The sequence below is a fragment of the Comamonas antarctica genome (assembly GCF_013363755.1).
Lineage (GTDB): Bacteria > Pseudomonadota > Gammaproteobacteria > Burkholderiales > Burkholderiaceae_C > Comamonas > Comamonas antarctica.
In genome coordinates, this window is sequence record NZ_CP054840.1 from 3,201,766 (window position 1) to 3,221,849 (window position 20,084).

Consider the following 20,084-nt stretch of genomic DNA (forward strand, 5'->3'; position numbering starts at 1 on the left):
GCGGGCGCAACGACCCGTTTGTGACATGCAGCGGCGCCCTTGTGTGACGCTCAGGGCGCGGGCTGCACCTTCACCGAGGCGTTCGGCGCCTCGCCGAACATCTCGGGCGCGTAGAGTGCCTCGACGCGCGTGGGCGGCAGCGCGAACTCGCCGACATTGCTCAGGCGCACACGGTAGCGCAGCTTGTAATTGCCGCGCGGCAGCCATTCGTAGTATCCGCGCCACGACGAGAAACTGCGCTCCTCGAAAGTCGGCGTGTCGACGCCCTCTTCGCGCGGCCCGCCCTGCTGCGCAATTTCCGAGTCGCGGCCCAGGCCGCTGCCCAAAATGGTCGCGCCCGCGGGAATCGGGTCGGTGACCGCGACCCAGGCCATGTCGGCGGTGGAGGTGACATCGAGCGTCACATCGAGCACCTCGCCGCGCTGGTAGCTGCCTGCGGGCAGCTGCGAGGGCGCGACGCGCGTGACGGTCTTGCGCACCGTATAGCCCGCGCTGAACGGCTTGCTCAGCGGCACGGCGGCCACGGCCTGCAGGCTGAGCCAGGGCTTGCCCGCGCCTTCGTGCGTGACCGTGAGCGGGCCTGCCGCCCAGGGCAGGAACAGGCTGTTGGCGCCCGCGCTGGCGACCGGCGCGCCCACGGGCGTGGCGCCCAGCGGCGCCCCAGCCGCCGGCACGCCCGCCATCACCGCGGGCGACGCGGCCATGCCGCGCCATTCCTTGACCACGCTTTGCGTGCCCAGCTGCGCCACGGTGCGCCCGGCCACCGGCGTGCTTTCGCGTTCGCGCGAGAAGGCCTGCAGCGCGAGCACGCCCCACAGGTTGGCCGTGGTCGTGCTCCAGGCGCCGCCGCGCTGGCGCGCGATCAGGCCTTGCGCCAGCCGCGGCACGTCGTCCTTCCATTCGGGCAACGTCAGCGCCGTGAGCAGCAGGCGCGCGGCATTGCTGTCGCCGCCCTGCATCTGCCACCACCAGTGGTCGTCCTTCTCGGTGCTGAACACCACCTGGCTGCCCTGGAACGACAGCCGGCTTTGCAGCAGCTGCTTGGCTTCCTGCAAACGCGTTTCGCGCTGCGCGGCTTCGGGCAGGCGCTGCAGGATCTGCACCCAGTCGAGCAGCGCATGCGTGGGCCATTGCGTGGGCGCGATGCGGATGCTGTCGAGCATGCGCGGCACGGCGCGGCCGTGGCGCGACAGCGCCTCGATGGCCGCGAGCTTGCGCACATCGAGCGCCAGCGCCTGCTCGTTGCGCGGGTTGCTGCCCGCGCGCTCCAGCCGGCCCTCGACAAACGCGATCAGCGCGCTTTCGAGTTGCGCGCGCAGCGCATCGGGCAGCGCCAGGCGCGGATCATGGCGCGATGCCTCGTGGCTGGCGGCCAGCAGATACGCGGTCAGGGTGTCGCTGCCGTGGTGCGGGGCGCCGGCGCGCGGCGGGAAGTACGAGGCCAGGCCGTTCTCGTCGAGATAGCTGGGCATCTTGGCAATGACCTGCTGCCACTGCGGGGCATCGCCCAGGCCCAGCGCGCGGCTGCTGATCTGCTCCAGGCAGGTATAGGCATAGCGCAGCCACCAGTCGCGCACGCCGGGCAGCCCATCGGCCAGCTTGGGCGCGAGCGCCAGGCGCAGCCCGCCGCGGCCGGGCAAGGCATCGGCGGGCGGCGCCACCGGCAGCTGCCACTGGCCATCGATCTGCACCAGCGTCGCCTGCTGCACCGTGAGCGGCACGGCCGCCTCGATGCGCTGGCGCGTGCGAATCGCGTCGCGCGCCGGCGGCGCGCCCGGCGTCACGTCCTGGGCGTCGATCTCCCAGTCCAGGCCCGCGGCGAGGTTCTCCAGCGCGCTGCTGCCCGCGGCGTTGACCGGTACCGTGACCTCCCACGCGACTTCCTGCGACGCGCCCGCGGCCAGCGCGATGCGCTGCGCCTGCAATGCCAGCGGCGCGGCGCGCGGCGTCACCTCGACCTGCATCGCGCGCTGCGTGGTGTTGCGCAGCGTGACCTGGGCGCGGAAACGGTCGCCCTCGCGCACCAGCGGCGGCAGGCCGCTGATGATCTGCAGGTCCTGCGTGCTGCGGATGCGGGTGCGCCCGGTGCCGAACTGCTGCGCTCCGGCATCGGCCACGGCCACGATCTCGAAGCTGGTCAGCGAATCGTTGAGCGGCACGCTCACGCTGGCCTGGCCCTTGGCATCGAGCACCACGGCCGGCTGCCACAGCAGCACGCTGTCGAACAGCTCGCGCCGCGGACTGCGCCCGCCGCCGCCGCCCGCGGGCACGGCCTTGCGGCCGTAGTGGCGCCGGCCGATGACTTCCATCTGCGCCGTGGCGGTCTGCACGCCCCAGGCGCGGCGCGGCAGCATCGCGTCGAGCAGGTTCCAGCTGCCGTTGGGCATGAGTTCGAGCAGCGCCTGGTCGACGGCGGCCAGCGCAACCTCGGCCCCTGCCGCGGGCTGGCCATTGGGCAGCTTGGCGCTGATCGTGATCTGCGCCTTGCCGCGCACCGGATAGCTTTCCTGGTCGGCGCGCACCTGCACATCGATGCGGTGGGCCGCGGCATCGACCTTGAGTTCGGCCATTCCCAGTCGGAACGCGGGCCGGCTCAGGTCGACCAGCGCGGTCGGCGCCACGTATTCGCGGCCCTCATGCCAAAACGCATTCCACCAGGCGCGCGGCGACTGGTAGCCCCAGGTGAAGAAGCTGTACCAGGGCACTTCGCGCAGGCGCCCGCGCAGCGCCAGCACGCTCACGTAGACGTTCGGGCCCCAGCTGTCCTCGATCTTCAGCTCCACCGTCGGGTTCTCGCCTTCGAGCTGCAGCACGCGCGTGCTCAGAATGCCTTCGCGCTCGACGGCCAGCAGCGCCGTCGCATGGCGAAACGGCATGCGCACCTGCAGCCGCGCGGTCTCGCCGGGCGCATAGCTGCGCTGCTCGGGCAGCAGTTCCATGCGGTCATGGTCCTCGCCGCCAAACCACAGCTCGCCCTGGCCCGTGACCCAGACCGAGGTCGCGGCCTGGGCTTCATGGCCCGCGCTGTCGCTGGCCGTGGCCACGAGTTCGATCTCGCCGGCCTGGGCGATCTTCGCGCTGCAACGCAGCCGGCCCTGGGCATCGCTCTTGCCCGAGCAGACCGTGCCCAGGTCCTTGAGCGAGGTCTGGTTGTCATAGCTGTAGAAGCCCCCGACCAGCCGCTTGCGGCTGCTGGTGGTGATGCGCGCGACGGCCTGCACCTTGAGCGCGGCGCCCGCCAGCGGCTTGCCCTCGAGCCCCAGCGCCAGCGCCTGGAACTGCATCTCGCGCGCGGTCGAGACCCAGTTCTCGGCCTGGATGCCGGCCACCACGGCCGCGGGCCACAGCGTCTGCGTGCTGCGCAGCGTCTGCACCTCGCCGCTCGGGTCGGCATAGGTGGCCTCGACCAGCAGTTCGCGCGCCTGGTTGCCGCGCGGCAAGGCCTTGAGCTCGATCCGGCCCGCGCCCTGGCGGTCCAGCACCAGCGGCAGCGCATCGGCAACCACCTTGGTGTCCTGCGCGGCCGTGGCTTCCTCGTCATCGCTTTGCGTGCCGTCGGCGGCCGCGCGCGGCGCGCCGAAATTGAAATCCTCATAGCCGGCGAAATCCATGGATTTCGCGCGCACCAGCGCCGACACCTTCACCGGCAGGCCATCGGCCGGCCCGCCCGACAGATAGTTGAGCTGCACCTGCACCGGCAGCGTCTCGGCACGCACCAGCGGCTTCTTGTCCACCGGGCCGACGCGGCCCTCGAACACCGGCAGGCGGAATTCCTCGACGCGGAACGAACCGCTGGACAGCGGCTGGAAGCTCGCCCGCTCCTGCGGGTCGCGCAGTTCCACCTGGTACTCGCCGAGCTTGGCGCCCGCGGGCACGGCAAACCGGCTTTCGGCGCTCAGGCCGCCACTGCCTGTGCTGCGCCAGGCCAAAGGCTGGGTGAAGCGCTGGCCGCTGCCGATATGCGTGATGCGCAGCTCGGCGGGCCGCTGCTGCGGCAGTGCCAGGCCGGCGCTGGTCTGCTGGCGCAGGAAGTGCTTCATGGCCAGCGTCTCGCCGGCGCGCAGCAGCGTGCGGTCGAACACGGTGTGCGCGCGCAGGTCGGCCGTGGCCTCGCGGCTGGTCGGCACATTGAAGCGCCAGGGCTCGATGCCGCGCTGCCAGTCGCTCCAGGCAAACGCGAGTTCGGGGCCGCCCGCAGTCTGGGCGCGCGCGCTGACGAAATACGCGGCGTTGCGGTAGCCTTCACCGCGGCAGGCCGGGGGCTCGGGCGACAGGTCGGCAAAGCGCGCCACGCCCTGCGCATCGGTGGTCGCCGAGGCCAGCACCTCGCCATTGCAGCTCGAGACCTGCACCTTGGCGCCGGGCACGACCTGGCCCTTGTCGAGTGTGGTCACCCAGGCCGCGGAGTTCTCGCGTCCGAGCTTGAAATGCACTGCCAGGTTGGTCACTAGCGCCGAGCTGCGCACATACATGCTGCGCTGCGCGCCATAGCGCTCATCGAGCAGCGCCGTGCCCAGCAGCGGCGATGCGATCTCCACCACATGGAAGCCCGGCTCGAGCGGAATGCCCACCACCTCGAACGGCCGCGGGTCGCCCGCCACCGCGGCCGGAAGCAGCATTGCCTTGGCTTGCGGCTGCCCGGCCAGCAGCGACAGCATGCGCGTCTGCACGTAGTCGCGGTTGTCGCGGTCGATCACCGGCGGCAGCGGCCCGCGCACATCGGCCCGGGCGCGCTTGCGCGGGATCTGGCCGCGCTCGTAGTCTTCGAGCTTGTGCAGCCAGGCAATGATCTCGGCATCGCTGCGCGGCTCGATCAGGCTGACCTGGCTGCCCGGCTGCAACTGCTGGCCGGCAAGCGCCGGCTCGACCTTGCGCACCGTCACCGGCAGCAGCGCCGGACCCTTGGGGCCTTCGGCAAAGCGCTCGACGATGCCGAACGGCGCGGCCGCGAATTTGACCAGCGGCGGCATGTCGGCCGTGGCCACGGTGAGCGGGAAGGCGTCGGCATTGCGCAGCGTGCGCCCCGCCGCGTCCTTGAAGCCCGCGGGCAGCTGCAGCTGGTAGCTGGTCAGCGCGCTGAGGCCCTCGAAGCGCAGGCTCTCGACCAGCGCCTGCGGGTCGGGGCGCACCGTGGAATCATCGCCCTCGTCGATCAGCGGCTTGAGCGTGGCGCCGCCGCCCTGCAGGCGTATGCCCTCGGCCTGCGCACGCGGCACGGGCGCATTGAAGGACAGCCGGATCGGGCGGATCGGCAGGCAGGCGGCCTGCGCGTTCTCGCGCTCGCAGCGCATCTGCGCGGCAAACGGCTCGCGCACGGTATAGCCGAACTCCTGCGCGCTGCGCGTGGCAATGCCGCTGGGCGTGGCCACGCCGCTGCCCAGCACCAGCCGCAGCTTGGCGCCGGCCGTGAGCGTGCGGCTGCAGGCCAGCGTGGCGAATTCCTGGGGCGCGGCGGCTGCCGGCTTTTCCCAATGGCGCATCTTCAGCAGTTCGGTGCGCTCGCTGCCGTCGATCCAGCGCAGCGGAATGCGCTCGCCCACGCCCTCGAGCGCGCAGTAGGCATTGGCCAGCAGCGTGTCGCGCGCCACCGGGCCGTTGAAGCGCAGCACGAAATACTGCGCTTCATCGATGGACTCGTAGGTCGACGGCGCGATGGAGATCGCCTGCGGCCCGCCGGTGCTGAACTGGTAGCGCGTGGTGCCCGTGAGCACCTGGCCCGAGGGCGACTTCAGGCCGGCCTGCAGCTGCGCCGTGCAGCGCACGCCGGGCGGCAGCGCGCGCGCGAAGTCAAACACCCATTCGCGCTCGCTGGTCCAGCGGCCCGTGCCAGCCGCGGCCTGCGCGTCGCTGCAAGCCAGCTGCAGCGGCGCCGCGGCCTTGGGGTCGCCAAAGCGCACCGCCGCGCTGTCGAACTGCACGCGCACCTGCTGCACCTTGGCGACTTCGCCCTGCGGGTTGAACTGTCCCACGGCCAGCGCCAGCGCATTGCCGGCCCACAGCGCCAAGGCGGCGCCCGTCCATTGCTTGATTCCCACGAATAACCCCTCTCGATCCGGCGTGGCCGGCGATGCCCTGGCACGCTTGGTGGCGGCCTTTTGCGGCGTATCGGGCGATGATGGTGGGGCGGGCGCGCTTTGCCAAAAAAAACCCTGCATGAATGCAGGGTTTTAGCTCACTGCGGCTGGAAGCCGCTCTTGCGGATGATGGCCGTCCAGGCCCGCGTATAGGCCTGCTCGCGCTGCGCGAGCTGCTGCGGCGCCATGTGGCCCACCGTCAGGCCCAGCGCCACCAGTTGCTCGCGCACGTCCGGCAGCTGCAGCACCTTGGCCGTGGCCGCCGAGAAGCGCTCGATGAAGGCCGGGGGCGTGCCCCGGGACGCGTAGATGCCGTAATACGGCAGGTCTTCATAGCCCTTGACGCCCTGCTCGGCCAGCGTCGGCACCTCGGGCATCGAGGCCTGGCGCTTGTCGCCGAGCACCGCGATCACGCGCATCTTGCCCGCGCGCTGGTGCTCGATGAAATCCTGCACCGCGGCGATACCCGCGGGAATCTGGTTGCCCAGCATGTCGGCCAGCATCGGCGCGCTGCCGCGGTACGGCGCCGCCACCAGGTCGAGTTCGAAACGCTCCGACAGCTGCTTGACCAGGAATTCGGGTGTCGAGGCCGGTGCCGGAATGCCCACCGCGCTCTTGCCGCCCTGCTGGCGCACCCACTGCACGTACTCGGCAAGGTTCCTCGCCGGGTTCTGGCTGGAGACCGCCAGCGCGTTCACGAAGGTCGCGATGCCGGCCACCGGCACGAAATCCTGCGCCGGATCGAAGCCTGGCTTCTTCACGACCTGCGGCAGGATGGAAATCGTGTGGTCGTGCGTGAGAAACAGCGTGTGGCCGTCGGCGGGCGCGCTCTTGAGCAGCTGCGCCGCGATCTGCCCGCCCGCGCCGGGCCGGTTGTCAACCAGCACCGTCTGCCCCAGCTCATGGCGCAGCTTCTCGGCCAGCAGCCGCGCAATGACGTCCGAGCCGCCGCCCGGTGGAAAACCCACCAGTATGCGTATCGGCTGGGGATCGGCCGCATGCACGGCACCCCAGCCCACGGCGGCAGACACGGCGGCGGCATGGGACAGAAGACGGCGGCGGGACAGGCGCATGGGCACTCCAGTGGTTATCGGTGGAAGGCGTTCAGGCCAGGCGCGCCTGATGGCGTGCGAGCTGCGCGCGCACCTGGGCGGGCGCGGTGCCGCCCAGCGTGTTGCGCGCGTTGAGCGAGCCGCGCAGGCTCAGGCACTCGAACACGTCCTGCTCGATCTGCGGGTGGAAGCCCTGCAGCGTGGCCAGCGGCAGCTCCGACAGGTCCACGCCCTCGCTGATCGCGGCCTTGACGGCATGCGCCACGGTTTCATGCGCATCGCGGAACGGCAGGCCCTTCTTGACCAGATAGTCGGCCAGGTCGGTGGCCGTGGCATAGCCCTTGAGCGCGGCGCGCTCCATGGCGTCGGCGTTGACGCCGATGCCGCCTTCCTTGACGCCCGTGGCCGGGTTGAGCTGGCCGCCGACCATTTCGCTGAAGATGCGCAGCGTGTCCTTGAGCGTGTCGACGGTGTCGAACAGCGGCTCCTTGTCTTCCTGGTTGTCCTTGTTGTAGGCCAGGGGCTGGCCCTTCATCAGCGTGATCAGGCCCATCAGGTGGCCGACCACGCGGCCGGTCTTGCCGCGCGCGAGTTCGGGCACGTCGGGGTTCTTCTTCTGCGGCATGATCGACGAGCCCGTGGTGAAGCGGTCGGCGATCCTGATGAAACCGAAGTTCTGGCTCATCCACAGGATCAGTTCTTCCGAGAAGCGGCTGATGTGCACCATGCACAGCGAAGCGGCGGCAGTGAATTCGATCGCGAAGTCGCGGTCGCTCACGGCGTCGAGGCTGTTCTGGCACACGCCTTCCATGCCCAGCGTGCGCGCCACGCGCTCGCGGTCCAGCGGGTAGGTGGTACCGGCCAGCGCGGCTGCGCCCAGCGGCAGCACGTTGACGCGGCGGCGCACGTCGGCCATGCGCTCGGCATCGCGCTTGAACATTTCCACGTAGGCCAGCAGGTGGTGGCCGAAGCTCACCGGCTGGGCCACCTGCAGGTGGGTGAAGCCCGGCAGGATGACTTCGATGTGGCGCTCGGCGGTTTCGACCAGCGACTTCTGCAGCTCGACCAGCAGACCGCTGATCACGTCGATCTCGCCGCGCAGCCACAGGCGCACATCGGTCGCGACCTGGTCGTTGCGGCTGCGGCCGGTGTGCAGGCGCTTGCCCGCGTCGCCCACCAGCTGCGTGAGGCGCGCCTCGATGTTCAGGTGCACGTCCTCGAGATCGAGCTTCCAGTCAAAGCCGCCGGCTTCGATCTCGGAAGTGATCTGCGCCATGCCCTTCTGGATCGACGCATGGTCCTCGGCCGAGATGATGCCCTGCGCCGCCAGCATTTCGGCGTGCGCCAGGCTGCCCATGATGTCGGCCTGCCACAGGCGCTTGTCGAAGAACACGCTCGAGGTGTAGCGCTTGACGAGGTCGCTCATGGGTTCGGAAAACAGCGCCGACCAGGCCTGCGCCTTGGTGTCGAGCTGGTTGTGGGAAGGCTGCGAGGTGGAATTGTCGGACATGGAGGGGCAATAATCTAAGGGTTCAGGCAGCCGGAACAAGCCGGGTGCCGCAATGCAGGATATGCAAATTTTATCGACCCCGCGCGCGCCCGCCGAAACCAGCCCCCCACTAGCCCCCACGGCCGGTGCGGCGCAGCGCTTGCTGGTGTTCGATGCCTGCCATGTCGGCGTGGTGCTGCGCGCCGTGCTGTTCGTGCAGGCGGTGGTCGCCACCGCCGCGCTTTTCGGGGCCGGATCGGCGCTCGAATGGCTGGTGCGCACGGCCTTGTTCACCAGCGGCACGCTGCCCGGCACGCTGCTGTGGCTGGTCACGGCCTGCGCGCTCAAGCGCCTGCTGCAGCGCCTGCCGGTGCCGGCCCAGTATGCGGCCGGCATGGCGCTGGGCGCGCTGTGCGGCCTCTATGCCTGCGCCATGCTGTGGCTGGTCGACACGGCCCCGGTGTCGTCCTGGCTGGCCAGCGCCGCCAGTGGCGCGCTGTTCGCGGCGCTGCTGGTGACCGCGCTGCAGCTGCGCGCGCGCGGCCGCGCACCGGCGGCAACCACCGCGCGGCTGGCGGAGCTGCAGTCGCGCATCCGCCCGCATTTCCTGTTCAACACGCTCAACAGCGCCATTGCGCTGGTGCGCGCCGAACCCGCCAAGGCCGAAGCCCTGCTCGAGGACCTCAGCGACCTGTTCCGCGGCGCGCTGGCCGAGCCCCATGCCAGCACCACGCTGCACGAAGAGATCGCATTGGCCCAGCGTTATCTGGCGATCGAGCAGGTGCGCTTTGGCGAGCGGCTGCGCACCAACTGGCAACTGGACCCGGCGGCGGATGCCGCGCGCCTGCCGCCGCTGCTGCTGCAGCCGCTGGTGGAAAACGCGATCCGCCATGGCATCGAGCCCTGCCCCGCAGGCGGCACGCTCGCGCTTTGCACCGAAGTGCGCAAAGGCCGCGTGCGCATCACCCTCACCAACAGCCTGCCGCCCCGCACCGCCCCGGTCCAACCCGGCCACGGCATGGCGCTGCGCAACGTGCGCGAGCGCCTGTCGCTGCTGCACGACCTGCAGGCCGAGTTCAGCGCCGGCCCGCATCAGGGCGGCTGGCGCGTGCGCATCATCCTGCCCCTGGAGAAAACGGCTTGAATTCCGCATTGCATATCCTGCTGGTCGATGACGAAGCACTGGCGCGCAGCCGGCTGCGGACGCTGCTCGAAGATGCCGCGCGCGCCGACCCCGCGCTGCCGCCGCTGGTGCCGCACGAAGCGGCCGATGCGGAGCAGGCCTGGGCACTGCTGCAGGCGCCGGGCTGCGGCATCGAGCTGGTGCTGCTCGATATCCACATGCCGGGCATGGACGGCTTGGCGCTGGCCGCGCGCCTGCGCGGCATACAGCCGCCGCCGGCGCTGGTTTTCGTCACTGCCTACAGCCTGCATGCGGTCAATGCGTTCGAGCTCGATGCCATGGACTATCTGACCAAGCCGGTGCGCCTGCCGCGGCTGCAGCAGACCCTGGCCAAGCTGATGCGCCAGCGCCTGCCGGCCAGCGCGCGCCAGGCCGGCGCGAACGCGCTGCTGATCCAGGACCGCGGCCGCACCGAACGCGTGCCGCTCGACGAAGTGATCTATTTCAAGGCCGAGCTCAAGTACCTGACGGTGCGCACCGCCACGCAAAGCTACATCCTCGACAGCACGCTCAATGAACTCGAGGCGCGCCATGGCGCGCAGTTCCTGCGCATCCACCGCAACGCGCTGGTCGCGCGCCAGGCGCTGCGCGCGCTGGAAAAGCACCACGACCCCGAGGAGGGCGAAGGCTGGGCCGTGCGCCTGCAAGGCATCGACGAGCCGCTGGCGGTCTCGCGGCGCCAGCTCGCGGGCGTGCGCGCGGCGCTGCGCGAGGCCGCGGATTCTTCAGTGTGAGTGCGCCAGGCCGCTGACCACGGTGACCAGCACCATGCCCGCCACCAGCCAGGCGATCTGCGCAATGGTCTCGCGCGCGGTGAGGCGCTTTTGCAGCTGGGGAATCAGGTCGGCCAGCGCGACGTAGACAAAGCTGCTCGACGCCAGCACCAGGAAATACGGCAGCCAGTCATGCAGCTGGCCGACCAGGAAGTAGCCGGCCATGCCGCCCAGCGCCGTCACGGCGCCGGCCAGCGAGACCTTGATCAGTGCCACGCGCCGGTTGCCGCTGGCGTTGCGCAGCACCACCAGATCGCCGATGTGGTGCGGCACCTCGTGCGCCAGCACCGAAGCCGCGGCAATCAGGCCCAGCCGCATGTCGGCGAGGAACGCCGAGGCAATCAGCACGCCGTCGCCAAAGCAATGCACGCTGTCGCCCGTGAGCACCGCCCACCCGCCCGTGGATTTGCCATGGCCATGGCCATGGTCATGCCCGTGCGCGTGATCATGGTGGTGGTCCGGGTGGTTGTCGTGCCCATGGCCATGCTCATGGCCATGGTGCCAGAGCTCGGCCTTGTCGAGCAGGAAGAAGAACACCACGCCGATCAGCAGCGTGAGGAACAGGTCGTGCGCGCCGGCCTCGCTCTCGAAGGCTTCGGGCAGCAGGTGCATGAAGGCCGTGGCCAGCAGCGCGCCCGCCGCCAGGCTCAGCAGCCGCTGCGGCATCATGCCGCCATTCTTCGCCGAAACGCCCACGCGCATGAGCAGCGCCGCCACCCACACGCTGCCAATGCCCGCGGCCAGGGTGGCCAGAATGATTGCTGCCAGGGTCATAGCTTGATTTTCTTTTTGGAAGGGCCTTTGCGGCCAAGGCCGGGGATTTTGGCAGAAGCGCGCCGGGCGCGTGGGCCGGGAGGAAAAACCAGACCCTGATCCTCCCCCCCGCCGGCATCAATGCGCCTGGTCCCAGTTCGGCCCCACACCGACTTCCGCCAGCAGCGGCACCTGGAGCTGCGCCACGCCCGCCATCAGGCGCGGAATCTCGCTCCTGAGCCAGTCGACATCGCTCTCGGGCAGCTCGAACACCAGTTCATCGTGCACCTGCAGCACGACCTGCACCGTGGGCCGGTGCGCATCGAGCTCGGCCTGCACCGCGACCATGGCCTGCTTGATCAGGTCGGCCGCCGTGCCCTGCATCGGCCCGTTGATGGCCTGGCGCTCGGCGGCCTTCTTGCGCGGGCCGTTGCCGCCATTGATGTCCGGCAGATACAGGCGCCGGCCCATCACGGTCTCGACATAGCCATGGGCGCGCGCGAATTCCACGGTGTCGTCCATGTAGCGCTTGACGCCGGGATAGCGCTGGAAATAGCGGTCGATGTAGGCCGCCGCGGCCTTGGTCTCTATGCCCAGGTTCTTCGCCAGGCCGAAGCTGCTCATGCCGTAGATCAGGCCGAAGTTGATGACCTTGGCATAGCGGCGCTGTTCGCTGCTGACCTGCTCGACCTCGACGCTGAAAACCTCGGCGGCGGTGGCGCGGTGCACGTCGCGGCCTTCCTGGAAAGCCCGCAGCAGCGATTCGTCGCCCGACAGGTGGGCCATGATGCGCAGCTCGATCTGCGAATAGTCGGCGCTGGCGATCACATGGCCCGGAGCCGCGACGAACGCCTCGCGCACGCGCCGGCCTTCGGGCGTGCGGATCGGAATGTTCTGCAGGTTCGGGTCGTTGCTCGACAGGCGGCCCGTCACCGCCACGGCCTGCGCATAGTGCGTGTGCACGCGGCCCGTGCGCGGCAGCGCGAGCTGCGCCAGCTTGTCCGTGTAGGTGCCCTTGAGCTTGGACAGGCTGCGGTGCTCGAGCAGCTTGGCCGGCAGCGGATAGTCGGCCGCGAGCTTCTCCAGCACTTCCTCATCGGTGCTGCGCGCGCCCGTCGCGGTCTTCTTCACCACCGGCATGCCCAGCTTGTCGAAGAAGATCTCGCCGAGCTGCTTGGGGCTCGACAGGTTGAACGGCTGGCCCGCGATTTCGAAGGCCTCGTTTTCCAGCTGCACGATGCGCTGGCCCAGGTCGTTGCTCTGCTTGGCCAGCGCCGCGGCGTCGATCAGCACGCCATTGCGCTCGATGCGAAACAGCGCCTCGCTGGTCTCGAGTTCGAGCGCGTAGACCGCACGCAGCCGGGGCTCGGCCTCGAGCTGCGGCCACAGCACGCGGTGCACGTCGAGCGTCTGGTCGGAGTCTTCGCAGGAATAGGCCGCGGCCTTCTCGACCGGCACCTGCGCGAACGGGATCTGGCGCGCGCCCTTGCCGCACAGGTCCTCATAGCTGGTGCCGGTGCGGTTGGTATGGCGCAGCGCCAGACTGGTCAGGCCATGCGGGCGGTGCACTTCGAGCACATAGCTCTGCAGCATGGTGTCGTGGGCGTAGCCGCGCACGTCGATGCCATGGTTGGCAAACACATGGCGGTCGTATTTGATGTGCTGGCCCAGCTTGGGGCGCTCGGGATTCTCGAGCCAGGGCTTGAGGCGCGCCAGCACTTCATCGAGCGGCAGCTGCGCCGGCACGTCGAGGCCTTCGTGGCACAGCGGGATATAAGCCGCCGCGCCCGGCGCGACGCTGAAGCTCAGGCCCACGATCTTGGCCTGCAGCTCGTCCAGCGAGGTGGTCTCGGTGTCGAGCGCCGTGAGCGGCGCGGCCTCGATCTTCGCGAGCCAGGCGTCGAAGCTCTCCCAGGTCAGGATCACGTCGTAGTCGACCTTGCGCTCCTGCGCGGCAATGGCTTCCTCGGTGGCTTCCTCCGACTCCTGGCGCTCGGCAAACATGTCGTCCGTGTCCTGGTCGGCACGCGGCTTGCCGGCCTTGGGCTTGGCCTTGCTTGCCGCCTCGGCCTCGGCCTCGGCGCGGTTTTCCAGCGCCATGGCCAGGCCGCGAAAGCCGTATTCCATGTAGAAATCACGCAGCGCGCGGTCTTCGGGCGCGCGCCATTCCAGCGCGTCGAGCGACGGCAGGCCCACCACATGCTCGACCAGGTCGCAGTCGGTCTTGATGGTCACCAGCTGGCGGCCCGTGGGCAGCCAGTCGAGACTGTCGCGCAGGTTCTGCCCAGCCACGCCCTTGATCTCGTCGGCGCGCGCCAGCAGCGCATCGAGCGAGCCGTATTCATTGAGCCACTTGGCCGCGGTCTTGGGCCCGACCTTGGGCACGCCGGGCACGTTGTCGACGGTATCGCCGACCAGCGTCTGGTAATCGACCATCAGCGACGGCGGCACGCCGAACTCGGCCGTCACGCCGGCCACGTCGCGCACCTTGCCGTTCATGGTGTCGATGATGGTGATGTGCTCGTCGACCAGCTGGCTCAGGTCCTTGTCGCCGCTCGAGACCACCACGCGCACGCCCTGGCGCGAAGCCACCTGCGCCAGCGTGCCGATCACGTCGTCGGCCTCGACGCCGTTGATGGCCAGCACCGGCCAGCCCAGCATGCGCACCACGGCGTGGATCGGTTCGATCTGCGTGCGCAGGTCGTCGGGCATCGGCGAGCGGTGCGCCTTGTATTCGGGATAGATCGCGTCGCGGAAGGTCGGCCCGCTGGCATCGAAGATGCAGACCGCGTAGTCGGCCGGCACCTCGCGCTTGAGCGACTGCAGCATGTTGATCATGCCGCGGATCGCGCCCGTGGCGGGACTGGCCGGATCGCCGGGGCGCGCCCGCAGGTCGGGCATGGCGTGGTAGGCGCGGTAGAGATAGCTGGAGCCGTCCACCAGCACCAGTGTCTTGGAATTGCTCATGCCAGCGATTGTGCACGCGCGCAGAGGCTGCTATGCGCGCAATTCCCCAGGCTCTACAATCCCACCATGCGCGCCGCTCCACTCCTCCTTCTCCTCAGCCTGGCTGCCGGCCCCGTGCTGGCCCAGAGTCTGCCCGCCACTCCCATCGAGGGAGCGCCTGGCACTCCCATCGAGGGTGCGCCTGACGCGCCGCCCGACCGGACGAATCAGCGCGTGGAGCGCATCCGCATCGAGGACGAAGGCAGCCGCGTCGACGAGTTGCGCATCGGCGGCCAGACCCGCAGCATCACCGTGACCCCCAAGGTCACCGAGATGCCCGCCTATGAAGTCCAGCCCACCGAAGGCGAGCGCGCGCGCAACCGCAGCGGCTCCGAAATCACGGGCCCGCGGGTGTGGAACCTCCGCAAGTTCTAAGCGCTTCCTTCTTTCCCTTCTCCTTCCTGCGCCGCCCCCCCGGGCGAGCCCCTGCCATGGCTGTTTTTACCGAAGTCTCCGAAAAAGAGGCGCGCGAGCTGCTGCGCCAACTGCCATTGGGCACCTTCCAGAGCCTGCGCGGCATCCAGGGCGGCATTGAAAACACCAACTATTTCCTCACTACCGACCAGGGGGAATGGGTGCTCACGCTGTTCGAGCGCCTCACGGCCCAGCAGCTGCCGTTCTACCTGCACCTGATGAAGCACCTCGCGCACGCCGGCATCCCCGTGCCCGACCCGCAGGCCAACCGCCAGACCGGCGACATCCTGCTGCGCGTGTGCGGCAAGCCTGCGGCCGTGGTCAACCGGCTGCGCGGCAGCAGCCAGCTCGCGCCCGCGCCCGTGCACTGCGCGGCCGTGGGCGAGATGCTGGCGCGCATGCACCTCGCGGGCCGCGACTTCGGACGCCAGCAGCCCAACCTGCGCGGCCTGCCCTGGTGGAATGAGACCGCGCCCGTGGTGCAGCCCTATCTGGACGGCGCGCTGGCCGAACTGCTGCAGTCCGAACTGGCCTTCCAGAACCATATTGCTGCCTCGTCGGCTTATGCGGCGCTGCCGCGCGGCCCGGTGCATGCCGACCTGTTCCGCGACAACGTCATGTTCGAGGGCGAGCAGCTCACCGGCTTCTTCGACTTCTACTTCGCGGGTGTCGACACCTGGCTGTTCGATCTCGCCGTCTGTCTCAACGACTGGTGCATCGACCACGCCACGGGCGCGCACGACGCGCCGCGCGCCCAGGCCATGCTGGCCGCCTACCAGCGCGTGCGCCCGCTCACCGGCGCCGAGCGCGAACTGCTCAATGCCCAGTTGCGCGCCAGCGCACTGCGCTTCTGGATCTCGCGCCTGTGGGACTTCTACCTGCCGCGCGAAGCCGCGCTGCTCACGCCGCACGACCCGCGCCACTTCGAGCGCGTGCTGCGCCAGCGCATCGCGCATCCACTGAGCCTGGCGGCATAGGCTTGCGCCTTGCCTTGCGGGGTGTTGCCGGCAAGGCCAGCGGCCGAATGCCAGCAGCCGGATGCCGGTCAAAAATGCCTGCGGTACAGTAGCGCTGTTGGCGCCCGCACGCGCCAGCCATCGCTACGCCTCCCCAGGATTCAAACCGCTTCATGAAACTCCAGATCGTTCCCGCGCGCACCGGTGTGCAGTGGGTCAAACTCGGCGTCCAGACCTTCTGGCGCCAACCCATGGCGCTGGCCGCGCTTTTCTTCCTGGCGATTGCCGGCATGTCGCTGGTCTCGCTGGTGCCGCTGATCGGGCCGGCGCTGGCGCTGGCGCTGCTGCCCTGCACCTCGCTGGCCATGATGGTCGCGGCCGCGGAAGCCACGCAGGGCCGCTTTCCCACGCCGACGCTGCTGCTGGTGGCGTTTCGCACCGGCCGCCAGCGCCTGCGCGCGATGGTCACGCTGGGCCTGCTGTATGCCGTGGCCTTTCTGGCGATCATGGGGCTGTCGGCGCTGATCGATGGCGGCACCTTTGCCGAGGTCTACCTCGGCGGCGAGACCATGACGCGCGAGATTGCCGAAGACCCGGAGTTCCAGGCGGCGATGTGGCTGTCGATGGCGCTCTACATCCCGCTGTCGCTGGCTTTCTGGCATGCGCCCGGCCTGATCCACTGGCATGGCATTCCGCCCGTCAAGGCGCTGTTCTTCAGCTTTGTCGCCTGCCTGCGCAACTGGGGCGCGTATCTGGTGTTCGGCCTGGCATGGATGGTTTTCTTCCTCGCCTGCGGCATGGTGCTGGCGCTCGTGACCGGCATCCTGGCCAGCCTGATCGGCTCGATTGCGGGCGGCATCATGGTCGGCGCGGCCATGATGCTGGCCGCGATGTTCTTCACCTCGGTGGTGTTCACTTTCCGCGACAGCTTTTCCGCGCCGGACGGCCGCGAGCCGGAACTCAGTGGCGATTGAAGCCCGCGCGATTTTCAGCAGCCCATGAAAAAACGCCCCGAGGGGCGTTTTTTTGTGGCTGGCCGCGGCTGACGCGTATCAGACGCCGATCGGCTTGCCGTCGGTGCGCTGGATCACCACCGTGGCCGAGCGCGGGCGCACCTTGGTGCTGCTCACGACCGTGGCATCGGTCGTGTCGTAGGCAGGCCAGTTCACCGGGTGCTGGATGTTCAGGAAGATGCTGGTGTTGTCGGGCGAGTAGGCGACGCCGGTGATCTCGGCTTCGTTCGGGCCGACGAAGAAGCGGCGCAGGTCGGCCTGGTTGCTGGCATTGATGACCGGGCCCGTGCCGGTGCTCTCGCTCATGGGCTTGGGGATCACGGCCAGCATCTGGTCGTTGGTGGTCTTGGCCACGTTGTTGTTGCGGCCGCCGTCAAGGCCGTTGTCGGTCTGGATCCACATGATGCCGCGGCTGTCGAAGGACAGGCCGTCCGGGCTGGCCAGCTGGTTCACGGCAGTCAGCGACGAGCGGTTGGTATCGGCGTTGTCCAGGTCCGATGCGCCGAAGACGAAGATGTCCCAGCGGAAGGCATTGGTGCCGCTCTGGTCATGCCAGCGGATGATGTGGCCGTTGGCGTTGTTCAGGCGCGGGTTGGCGGCATTGGTGCCGGTGGTCGCGTTGCGGCTGGTGTTGTTGGTCAGCGTCAGGTAGACGTCGCCATTGGTCGGGTGCACGGCGGTCCACTCGGGGCGGTCCATGGGCGTGGCGCCGACGAAGTCGGCCGCGCCGCGGGTGTTGATCAGGATCGCCTCCAGGCTGCCGAATTCGGCGCCCAGCGTCTTGCCGCCCTTGCCCACGGTGGCGGGGACCAGTGCGACCCATTCGCCCGAGCCGTCGTCATTGAAGCGCGCGACATACAGCGTGCCCTTGTCGAGGTATTTGGCGCCGACATTGAGGCGGTCGGTGCGCGTCGCGTCCTTGGGGTCCCAGACGGCTTCCGACACGAAGCGGTAGACATATTCGAAGCGCGAATCGTCGCCGCAGTAGAACGCCAGCGGCTGGCCTTCGACCGGGTTGCCGTAGGCGGCGCCTTCGTGCGCGAAGCGGCCCATGGCGGTGCGCTTGGTGGCAATGCTGCTGGGATCGTAGGGGTCGATCTCCACCAGGTAGCCGAAGCCGTTGACTTCGTTTTCCCAGCCCAGGCCGGGCGTGATGTTGAAGCGTGCGAATTCGCCGTTCTGCTCGGTCACATCGCCGGCCGCGGTTTCCCACAGGTAGCGGCCCTTGGCGGTCGAAACGCCGACGCGCTTTTGCGCTGCGGTCACGGCGCCGGTGTTCACGAAGCACGACGCCCAGTTTTCCTCGGCCGTGATGTAGGTGCCCCAGGGCGTGGTGCCATTGCCGCAGTTGTTGTTGGTGCCGCGCACCTGGGTGCCATTGGGCGAGAACGGGGTCTTGACCGAGTCCGTGCCGCCGACCGGGCCGGCCAGGCGCATCGGCGTGGCCGAGGTGAAGCGGCGGTTGTACTTGGAGTTCAGCACGATGTTCCAGCTCGTGCCTTCCTTGCGGATGTGCATCACGGCCACGCCATGGGCGTTGATTTCCTTGCGCACTTCTTCCACGGGACGCTTCTGGCCCGCACCGGTGCCGGTCTGGCCGTTGGGGTGCAGCACTTTTTCGTCGATGTATTCGTGGTTCACCACCAGCAGGCCTTCGGTGGCGCTGCCGTCGAGCGCGAAGAAATGCATGCCGTCATGGTGCATGCCGGTCGAGTTCAGCAGGTCGTTGGAGCTGTTGTTGCCGTTGCGGTCCCAGGCAGCGGCGTTGCTGTTGAGCGGCGTGCCCCACGCACCCAGCACCTGCGCGGTGTAGCCCGCGGGCACGACACAGGCGTCGGTCATCGAATTGGCCAGCGACTGGAAGCCCAGCTTCAGTTCGGGTACGGGCGTGACCGGCGGCGTGACGGGAGGCGTCACCGGCTCGGTGGGCGTCACGGGATCGCTGTCGCCGCCACAGGCGCTCAGGCTGAAACCGGCCATCAGCGCCATCGCAGCGCCCAGGCTGCCACGCGTCACGGCACGGCGCGACAGGCTCTTTTCGAGGATTTCGCTGAAAGGCGTGTTGTCACTGTGGTTGCGAACGACCTTGTCGGAAATGGATTTGCTCACGGGGCGGCTTTCTTGGTTTTTGTCGATGCTTCGACGGGTAAGCGCACTCTAGAAAACCAATATGACGCGCAGATGAAACTGCAACGCCAGCCTACCGCCCCGTGTCACATGCCCATGCCGGCCACGATCCCGTCACTGTTACCGGCGCCGCCGCAGCTGCGCCAGGTAGGCGCGGTCGTCGGCGCTGGAAAACAGCACCGCCAGCGCGATGCCCACCGCCGCGCCCAGCAGCGTGTCGAGCACGCGCTCCACCGGCATGCTGCCGGCGAGCGAAGAGTGCGATGCCAGCAAAGTCATGAGCAGCGCCATCGGCGTGACGGTGATCTGCCCCAGCGCGTAGTTGAAGCCGATGATCACTTCCGTGAGGAACTGGAACACGATGACCGCCAGCACGATGCCCCACAGCGGCGGCTGCTGCGCCAGGAACAGCCAGGCCAGGCAGGCGCCCAGTACGGTGCCGCCCAGGCGCTGCAGCGCGCGGTTCATGGTCACGTGCAGATGGCTGCCCTGCATCACCGCGGTCGCGCCAATCGCCGCCCAGGCCGGATGCTGCGCGCCCGCGGCCCAGGCCAGCAGCGCCGCCACCGCGGCGCCGGCGGCAATGCGCGCCCCCGCGATCCACTGGTGCGAGATGGGCGGAATGCGCACCACGGGAAACTGCAGCTGGCGCAGTTCCTTCGCGCGCAAGCCATCGGTGAGCCAGCACACCACCCAGGCCAGCAGGCCGCCGGCCGCCGTGGCGGCCAGGCGCGCGCCCAGTTCCTGCGCGCTGGCCACCGGATGCAGCGCGGCGCCCGCGGCAAACACGATGATCACGGCGCCGGGCCCGCCCAGGTCCCAGCGGCTCACCGCCACCGTCGACAAGCCGGCCACCAGCGCCAGCACCAGCACCAGGCCCCATTCGCTGGCGCCGAACAAGGATGCCAGCGAGGGCAACAGCACGGCGGCCAGCAGCAGCAGCGCACACACGGCCACGATGCGCCGGCGCCGCGCCAAGGGTGCGAAACGCCCGAACAGCGCCGCCAGCGCGCCCAGCGCCGGAAAACCCACCAGCTGCGGCCAGGGCGACAGCAGCGTGAGCACCAGTGCCACCAGCACCGCGAGGCTCGCCTGGAACCCGGCGATCAGCGCGATGCGCAGCGACATCTGCGGCGCGAGCGCCAGGCTTTCGTGCAACTGCTGGCGGTGCAGCAGATGCAGCGCCGCGCGCGCCTTGGAGGCCGCGGGCGCTGGTTCTTTTTCTTCTTGCATACGGGCGGGTT

The 20,084-nt window shown here is 69.2% G+C and carries 12 protein-coding genes; 5 read left to right on the forward strand and 7 right to left on the reverse strand.

Annotated features, from left to right (window positions below; all coding sequences use genetic code 11):
* Positions 1–50 precede the first annotated feature (50 nt).
* The 3 genes from HUK68_RS14840 to argH form a co-directional block, all read right to left on the reverse strand.
* A complete protein-coding gene (locus tag HUK68_RS14840) occupies positions 51–6,029 on the reverse strand; it encodes an alpha-2-macroglobulin family protein (RefSeq protein WP_244146356.1) in 5,979 nt (1,992 codons plus the stop codon).
* Between the two features lie 143 nt (positions 6,030–6,172).
* The gene (locus HUK68_RS14845; RefSeq protein ID WP_175504877.1) at positions 6,173–7,147 is read right to left on the reverse strand and encodes a Bug family tripartite tricarboxylate transporter substrate binding protein; all 975 of its coding nucleotides are present in this window, start codon (positions 7,145–7,147) and stop codon (positions 6,173–6,175) included.
* Positions 7,148–7,178: 31 nt separating this feature from the next.
* Positions 7,179–8,636: an argininosuccinate lyase gene (gene argH, locus HUK68_RS14850; RefSeq protein WP_175504878.1), complete on the reverse strand. Its 1,458-nt coding sequence runs from the start codon at positions 8,634–8,636 to the stop codon at positions 7,179–7,181.
* Positions 8,637–8,688: 52 nt separating this feature from the next.
* Between argH and HUK68_RS14855 the strand changes: the two genes are divergently transcribed.
* The gene (locus tag HUK68_RS14855; protein WP_175504879.1) at positions 8,689–9,759 is read left to right on the forward strand and encodes a sensor histidine kinase; all 1,071 of its coding nucleotides are present in this window, start codon (positions 8,689–8,691) and stop codon (positions 9,757–9,759) included.
* Between the two features lie 8 nt (positions 9,760–9,767).
* Positions 9,768–10,532, forward strand: a complete 765-nt coding sequence (locus HUK68_RS14860; RefSeq protein ID WP_175505858.1) for a LytR/AlgR family response regulator transcription factor — start codon at positions 9,768–9,770, stop codon at positions 10,530–10,532.
* On the opposite strand, the gene HUK68_RS14865 is transcribed toward HUK68_RS14860, so the two are convergent.
* Complete coding sequence (locus HUK68_RS14865) at positions 10,524–11,345, reverse strand: ZIP family metal transporter (RefSeq protein ID WP_175504880.1); 822 nt, start codon at positions 11,343–11,345, stop codon at positions 10,524–10,526. The genes HUK68_RS14860 and HUK68_RS14865 overlap by 9 nt on opposite strands.
* Positions 11,346–11,462: 117 nt before the next feature.
* Complete coding sequence (gene polA / locus HUK68_RS14870; protein ID WP_175504881.1) at positions 11,463–14,291, reverse strand: DNA polymerase I; 2,829 nt, start codon at positions 14,289–14,291, stop codon at positions 11,463–11,465.
* Positions 14,292–14,357: 66 nt separating this feature from the next.
* Between polA and HUK68_RS14875 the strand changes: the two genes are divergently transcribed.
* From HUK68_RS14875 to HUK68_RS14885, 3 genes are all read left to right on the forward strand, one after another.
* On the forward strand, positions 14,358–14,705 hold the full coding sequence (locus HUK68_RS14875) for a hypothetical protein (protein ID WP_175504882.1): 348 nt from the start codon (positions 14,358–14,360) through the stop codon (positions 14,703–14,705).
* A gap of 56 nt (positions 14,706–14,761) precedes the next feature.
* Positions 14,762–15,721: a homoserine kinase gene (locus tag HUK68_RS14880; RefSeq protein WP_175504883.1), complete on the forward strand. Its 960-nt coding sequence runs from the start codon at positions 14,762–14,764 to the stop codon at positions 15,719–15,721.
* 152 nt (positions 15,722–15,873) lie between these two features.
* Entirely contained in the window at positions 15,874–16,674 is an 801-nt protein-coding gene (locus HUK68_RS14885) for a BPSS1780 family membrane protein (RefSeq protein ID WP_175504884.1), read from the forward strand.
* A 78-nt stretch (positions 16,675–16,752) separates the two neighbouring features.
* On the opposite strand, the gene HUK68_RS14890 is transcribed toward HUK68_RS14885, so the two are convergent.
* Together HUK68_RS14890 and HUK68_RS14895 are read right to left on the reverse strand one after the other, a co-directional pair.
* Positions 16,753–18,822, reverse strand: coding sequence for a PhoX family protein (locus HUK68_RS14890; protein WP_175504885.1), 2,070 nt, complete (start codon positions 18,820–18,822; stop codon positions 16,753–16,755).
* A 138-nt stretch (positions 18,823–18,960) separates the two neighbouring features.
* Positions 18,961–20,073, reverse strand: coding sequence for an FUSC family protein (locus HUK68_RS14895; RefSeq protein ID WP_175504886.1), 1,113 nt, complete (start codon positions 20,071–20,073; stop codon positions 18,961–18,963).
* Between the last annotated feature and the right edge of the window lie 11 nt (positions 20,074–20,084).

What these genes read in the sequence shown, in the direction of transcription:
- HUK68_RS14855 (WP_175504879.1), top strand. Translation starts at nt 8,689, where the DNA reads ATGCAGGATATGCAAATTTTATCGACCCCGCGCGCGCCCGCCGAAACC.
- HUK68_RS14895 (WP_175504886.1), bottom strand. Translation starts at nt 20,073, where the DNA reads ATGCAAGAAGAAAAAGAACCAGCGCCCGCGGCCTCCAAGGCGCGCGCG.
- polA (WP_175504881.1), bottom strand. Translation starts at nt 14,291, where the DNA reads ATGAGCAATTCCAAGACACTGGTGCTGGTGGACGGCTCCAGCTATCTC.
- HUK68_RS14885 (WP_175504884.1), top strand. Translation starts at nt 15,874, where the DNA reads ATGAAACTCCAGATCGTTCCCGCGCGCACCGGTGTGCAGTGGGTCAAA.
- HUK68_RS14865 (WP_175504880.1), bottom strand. Translation starts at nt 11,345, where the DNA reads ATGACCCTGGCAGCAATCATTCTGGCCACCCTGGCCGCGGGCATTGGC.
- argH (WP_175504878.1), bottom strand. Translation starts at nt 8,636, where the DNA reads ATGTCCGACAATTCCACCTCGCAGCCTTCCCACAACCAGCTCGACACC.
- HUK68_RS14875 (WP_175504882.1), top strand. Translation starts at nt 14,358, where the DNA reads ATGCGCGCCGCTCCACTCCTCCTTCTCCTCAGCCTGGCTGCCGGCCCC.
- HUK68_RS14880 (WP_175504883.1), top strand. Translation starts at nt 14,762, where the DNA reads ATGGCTGTTTTTACCGAAGTCTCCGAAAAAGAGGCGCGCGAGCTGCTG.
- HUK68_RS14845 (WP_175504877.1), bottom strand. Translation starts at nt 7,147, where the DNA reads ATGCGCCTGTCCCGCCGCCGTCTTCTGTCCCATGCCGCCGCCGTGTCT.